Raw genomic sequence first — 6099 nt, forward strand, 5'->3', positions numbered from 1 at the left:
GCTTCAGCCAAGCATTCGCGCGGAGCCCGTCATGACCGAAATTCTGCAGACCCCCAAGCTCGTCGTCGTCTTCGGCGGCTCGGGCTTCGTCGGTCGCCATGTCGTCCGCGCCCTTGCCAAGCGCGGCTACCGCATCCGCGTCGCCTGCCGGCGGCCCGACCTTGCCGGCCACGTCCAGCCGCTCGGCAATGTCGGCCAGATCCAGCCGGTGCAGGCCAATGTGCGCGTGCGCTGGTCGGTCGACCGCGCCGTGCAAGGCGCCGACCATGTGGTCAACCTCGTCGCCATCCTGCATGAGACCGGCCGCCAGAAATTCGGCGCCGTGCACGATTTCGGCGCGCGCGCCGTCGCCGAGGCCGCACGCTCGGTCGGCGCCGGCCTCACACACATCTCGGCGCTCGGCGCCGATTTGAATTCGCCGTCCAGCTATGCCCGCACCAAGGCGCTGGGCGAAAAGGCGGTGCTCGATACGATCGCCGACGCCGTCATCTTCCGCCCGTCGATCAATTTCGGGCCGGAGGACTCTTTCTTCAACCGCTTCGCCAACATGGCGCGCTACTCTCCGGTGCTGCCGCTGATCGGCGGCGGACAGAACAAGCTGCAGCCGGTCTATGTCGGCGACGTCGCCGAAGCGGTGGCGCGCTCGGTCGACGGCGATGTCAAGGGCGGTCAGATCTATGAGCTCGGCGGCCCGCAGGTGCTGACCTTCAAGGAATGCATGGAAGAGCTGCTGACGGTCATCGAGCGCCGGCGGCTGCTGGTGCCGGTGCCGTGGTGGGTGGCGAACATCCAGGCGTCGATCCTGCAGCTGCTGCCCAATCCGCTCCTGACCAAGGACCAGGTGCTGCAGCTGCGCGAGCACAATGTCGTTTCGGACGAAGCCGCCAAGGCCGCCAGGACGCTGACCGGCCTGGGCATCCAGCCGCAGGCGATCGCCACCATCCTGCCCAGCTATCTCTGGCGCTTCCGCGCCGCCGGCCAGTTCCAGCAGCGCCGGCCGATCGCCGACCGGTAATCCTGTCTCTTTGTTTTACGCAATTCCGGACGGAAAACCGCTTCACACTTTTCCTGGAATTGCTCTGATCAGCCCCGGCGCGAGACCTGCATCGGCAGGCCGCCCTGCGGCTGCGTGGTGAGCTTCTGCACCGGCCATGGCTTGGTGTCGGAGGTCGCGTCGAAGCGGAAGCGCGACAATAGGATCGCCAGCGCGATGATCGCCTCCTGCATGGCGAAGCTGGCGCCGATGCAGACGCGCGGGCCGGCGCCGAAGGGCAGGTATTGGAAGCGGTCGATCCGGTCGCGGTTTTCCGGATGGAAGCGCTCGGGCATGAAGGCGTCCGGCCTGTCCCACAGCTTGCGGTGGCGATGCACGACCCAGGGCATGACCAGCACAGCGGCATATTTCGGAATGTAGAGGCCGTTCCAGGTCTCCGGCTCGATCGGCTCGCGGTTGATCGAAGGCGCCGGCGGATAGAGCCTGAGCGCCTCCTCGAAAGCGGCGCGGGTGAACGGCATGGCGTCAAGCCATTTCGTCGGATCGGGCTCGCGCGCCAGCACCGCGTCGATCTCCTGCTCGACCTTCTCGCGCTCCCATGGCGCTTCGGCCAGGCAATAGATCGTCCAGCCCAGCGCCCTCGCGGTTGTCTCGTGGCCGGCGCCGATGAAGGTGATGATGTTGTCCTCGACCTCAGCGCGGGTCAGCCCGTCCGGCCCCTCGGCGCGCAGCAGAAGGGTGAGGAAATCCTGCGGCACGCCGTCAGGATCGCGCTTCATCCGTTCTTCGCGCATCCTCACCGTGCCGGCGACGATGTTGCGGAAATAGGCCATGGTCTTGCGGCCGCGGATGCGGGTCAGGCGCGGCAGCCATTCGGGCGCGCGCAACAGGTCAAGCGGGTCGACACGGCCCATAGTCTCGAACAGGCGGTCGATCTCCTTGGCGAAGCTGCCCGGCTCGCCGGCGATCTCGCCGGAAAACAGCGTCTCGGCCAGGATGTCATAGGTGAGCAGCGTCATGTCATGCGCGACATCGGTCTTGCCGCCCGCTTCATAGCGGGTGACGAATTCCAGCGTGCGCTTCAGCATTGGCGGGGCGAAACCGAAGATGTGGCGCGGTGTGAAAACCGGCGCCATCGCCTTGCGCGAACGCTTCCAGACCTCGCCCTCGGCGGTCAGCAGCCCGTCGCGCAGGATCGGCCGCAGGATCAGCTGGCGCACGGTCGCCATCTTGTAGTTCCTGGCGTTGTCGATCAGCACGTGGCGGATGAGGCCGGGATCGTTGGCGACGATCAGGTGTCCGCCGACACCATTCGCCGAAACCCAGGGCTCGTTGTAGGTGTGCTCGCCCCACAATTCGAGCGGGTTGCGGTAGACGATGCGCATCATCTCCAGCGTCGAGGGCGGCTCAGTGCGCGGCTTGGGCGCCGGCGGCACGAAGGGGGCGGGCTTGGTGTCCATGAAGCATGCTCCGCTGACAGCGTTGAATGTAGTGCCCGACAAGGCCGGCGTCCATGTGACCGGACGGCAGCGCACGACCTGCCACATCGCCGGAATGTGAGCAGCATTAGCCGATAGCTGCTTGCTGCCGGTGGCAACCTGCGTTAGTCACCAATGGATACCGGCAAGCAAGGAGCCCTCCCGTGAAGCATCGGTTGAACATCATCATCGGCAGCACACGGCCAGGACGCGCCGGCCCGATCTTCGGCGAATGGCTGGAAGGATTCGCGCGCGAGCACGGCAAGTTCGAGCCGGCGCTGACCGACATCGCCGCGTTCAGCCTGCCGATGCTCGACGAACCGCACCATCCGCGCCTGCGCAAGTACGAGAACGACCATACCAAGGCGTGGTCGGAGGCGATCGACGCCGCCGATGCCTTCGTGTTCGTGGCGCCGGAGTACAATTACTTCGTGGCGCCCGCGATCGTGAACGCCATCGACTACCTGCTTCATGAATGGCGCTACAAGCCGGCGGCGATCTTCAGCTATGGCGGCGTGTCCGGCGGATTGCGCGCCGCGCAGTCGCTGAAGCCGCTGCTCACCTCGGTCGGCGTCATGCCGATCCCGGAAGGCGTTGCGCTGCCCGCCTATGCGAGCCTGCTCGATGAGAAGCGCGCCTACCATCCGAGCGAGCAGGTGCTGGGCGGCGCTAAGGCGATGCTGGACGAGCTGTTCCGCTGGGGCGAGGCGCTGAAGACGCTGCGTGCGGCCGAATAGGCACGAGAGCTTCCCAGCAAGGCAAATATCAGGCTGCGCTTAGGCGCGGCCTTTTGCGTCTCATCGACCCTTTCCAGCCCAACCCCGGGACCGTATCAGCGCGAGGCGTGGAAACGCCTTTCCGCCAAGCCGGCAAAATGCCCGCAAACCTTGGAAAATCCGCCATTTGCGCCTATATCTAGGACATCAAAACGGCGCGATTCGCGGCCATTTTTCCGCGCCGGACCAGCGACATCAATCAGACAGGTTTTCATGAGCGATCAGACCGAAAGCGCCAACGGCGCGGAAGCCGAGTACGGCGCCGATTCCATCAAGGTTTTGAAGGGGTTGGATGCCGTGCGCAAGCGGCCGGGCATGTATATCGGCGACACCGATGACGGCTCTGGCCTGCATCACATGGTCTATGAGGTGGTGGACAACGCCATCGACGAGGCGCTGGCCGGCCACGCCGACCTCGTCTCGGTGACGCTCAACCCCGACGGTTCCGTCACCGTGGTCGACAATGGCCGCGGGATTCCTACAGATATCCACCCCTCGGAGGGTGTTTCGGCGGCCGAAGTAATCATGACGCAGCTGCATGCCGGCGGCAAATTCGACCAGAACTCCTACAAGGTTTCCGGCGGTCTGCATGGCGTCGGCGTCTCGGTGGTCAACGCGCTTTCCGCCTGGCTCAAGCTCAAGATCCGCCGCAACGGCGAGATCTTCGAGATGAGCTTCACGCATGGCAATGCCGACGCGCCGTTGAAGGTGACCGGCAGCTACGTGCAGGACAAGCAGCCCGGCACCTATGAAGGCCGCAGCGGCAGCGAGATCACCTTCTTCCCCTCGGCCGAGACCTTCACCATGGTCGAGTTCGACTACAACACGCTGGAACACCGGCTGCGCGAGCTCGCCTTCCTCAATTCCGGCGTGCGCATCGTGCTCACCGACGCGCGCCATGCCGATCTCGTGCGCCATGAGCTGCACTATGACGGCGGCCTGGAAGAGTTCGTCAAATATCTCGACCGGGTGAAGAAGCCGCTGATCGAGGCGCCGATCGCCATCCGCGCCGAGCGCGACGGCATCACCGTCGAAGTGGCGATGTGGTGGAACGACAGCTACCACGAGAATGTGCTGGCCTTCACCAACAACATCCCGCAGCGCGACGGCGGCACGCATCTGGCCGGCTTCCGCGCGGCGCTGACCAGGCAGATCACCGGTTATGGCGAGTCCTCCGGCCAGACCAAGAAGGAAAAGGTCTCGCTCACCGGCGACGACTGCCGCGAAGGTCTGACGGCAGTGCTCTCGGTCAAGGTGCCGGACCCGAAATTCTCCTCGCAGACCAAGGACAAGCTGGTCTCGTCCGAGGTGCGCCCGGTGGTGGAAAGCCTGGTCAACGAGGCGCTGGGCACCTGGCTGGAAGAGCATCCGAGCGAAGGCAGGGTGGTGGTCGAGAAGGTGATCCAGGCGGCCGCCGCGCGCGAAGCCGCGCGCAAGGCACGCGACATCACGCGCAAGAGCACGCTCGGCGTCACCTCGCTGCCCGGAAAGCTCGCCGACTGCCAGGAGCGCGATCCGGCGAAGTCGGAAATCTTCATCGTCGAGGGTGACTCGGCAGGCGGCTCGGCCAAGGGCGGCCGTTCGCGCCAGAACCAGGCGATCCTGCCGCTGCGCGGCAAGATCCTCAATGTCGAGCGCGCCCGCTTCGACCGCATGCTCTCCTCCGAGATGATCGGCACGCTGATCACCGCGCTCGGCACCTCGATCGGCAAGGACGAGTTCAACGCCGACAAGCTGCGCTATCACAAGATCATCCTGATGACCGACGCCGACGTCGACGGCGCCCACATCCGCACGCTCTTGCTCACCTTCTTCTTCCGGCAGATGCCGGAGCTTATCGAGCGCGGCCATCTCTACATCGCCCAGCCGCCACTCTACAAAGTGACGCGTGGCAAGAGCTCGCAATATCTCAAGGACGAAAGCGCCTATGAGGAATATCTGATCGGCTCCGGGCTGGACGAGGCCTCGCTGGTGCTGGCCTCCGGCGAGGTCCGCACCGGGCAGGACCTGCGCGCCTCCGTCGACGACGCCCTGGCCGTGCGCCAGCTGATCAACGGGCTGCACACGCGCTACAACCGCAGCGTCGTCGAGCAGGCGGCGATCGCCGGTGCGCTCAATGCCGACGTGCTCGCCGATCTCGGCCGCGCCAACGCGATGGCCGAGCGCGTCGCGCAGCGGCTGGACATGATCGCCGAGGAGACCGAGCGCGGCTGGACCGGCCGGCTGTCGACCTCCAATGACGGTTCGGGCGGCTATGTGTTCGAACGCACGGTGCGCGGCGTGAAGGATGTGGTGCAGCTCGATGCCGGGCTGATCGCTTCGGCCGATGCGCGCCAGCTCGACCGCTACGCGCCGCGGCTTTCGGAAGTCTATGGCGAGCAGCCGGCGCTGCGCCGGAAGGAGACCTCGGAGCTGCTCTCGGGGCCACTGGCGCTGCTCAACGCGGTGTTCGCTTCCGGCCGCAAGGGCCTTACCATGCAGCGCTACAAGGGCCTTGGCGAGATGAATGCCGAGCAGCTTTGGGAAACCACGCTGGACCCGAATGTGCGCTCGCTGCTGCAGGTCAAGGTCAACGACGCGACCGACGCCGACTCGCTGTTCTCGCGGCTGATGGGCGACGAGGTAGAGCCGCGGCGCGAGTTCATCCAGGACAACGCCCTGTCAGTGGCCAATCTGGATATCTGAGCGCAAGTCACACACTCAAAAGAGAAAGGCCCGGGCGTCTGAACTGACCCCATAAAGTTGGACGGTTCATTGAGCTGGGTAGGTTTAAGGGCTGGGTCCTGTATTGCACAGGGCTCAGCCCTTTCAGTTTCAATTTGATGCGGCGGTGGTTGTAATAGTCGATGTA

General features: G+C 65.1%; 4 protein-coding genes and 1 pseudogene. 3 read left to right on the plus strand and 2 right to left on the minus strand.

Going from position 1 to position 6099, the window contains the following annotated elements; genetic code table 11:
- The first annotated feature begins 31 nt into the window (after positions 1-31).
- A complete protein-coding gene (locus EN852_RS18810) occupies positions 32-1015 on the plus strand; it encodes a complex I NDUFA9 subunit family protein (protein WP_127876397.1) in 984 nt (327 codons plus the stop codon).
- Positions 1016-1083: 68 nt separating this feature from the next.
- Here the strand turns inward: EN852_RS18810 and EN852_RS18815 are convergent, their stop codons facing one another.
- Positions 1084-2454: a cytochrome P450 gene (locus EN852_RS18815; protein ID WP_127876398.1), complete on the minus strand. Its 1371-nt coding sequence runs from the start codon at positions 2452-2454 to the stop codon at positions 1084-1086.
- Between the two features lie 182 nt (positions 2455-2636).
- Here EN852_RS18815 and EN852_RS18820 point away from each other — a divergent pair, with 182 nt between their 5' ends.
- On the plus strand, positions 2637-3209 hold the full coding sequence (locus EN852_RS18820; protein ID WP_127876399.1) for an NADPH-dependent FMN reductase: 573 nt from the start codon (positions 2637-2639) through the stop codon (positions 3207-3209).
- A 252-nt stretch (positions 3210-3461) separates the two neighbouring features.
- The gene (gene gyrB / locus EN852_RS18825; protein WP_127876400.1) at positions 3462-5933 is read left to right on the plus strand and encodes a DNA topoisomerase (ATP-hydrolyzing) subunit B; all 2472 of its coding nucleotides are present in this window, start codon (positions 3462-3464) and stop codon (positions 5931-5933) included.
- 85 nt (positions 5934-6018) lie between these two features.
- Here gyrB and EN852_RS18830 read toward each other — a convergent pair.
- Positions 6019-6099 (minus strand): annotated as a pseudogene (locus EN852_RS18830) (IS3 family transposase); the annotation flags it as partial.

Origin of the sequence: Mesorhizobium sp. M2E.F.Ca.ET.209.01.1.1 (assembly GCF_004010375.2) — a bacterium.
Lineage (GTDB): Bacteria > Pseudomonadota > Alphaproteobacteria > Rhizobiales > Rhizobiaceae > Mesorhizobium.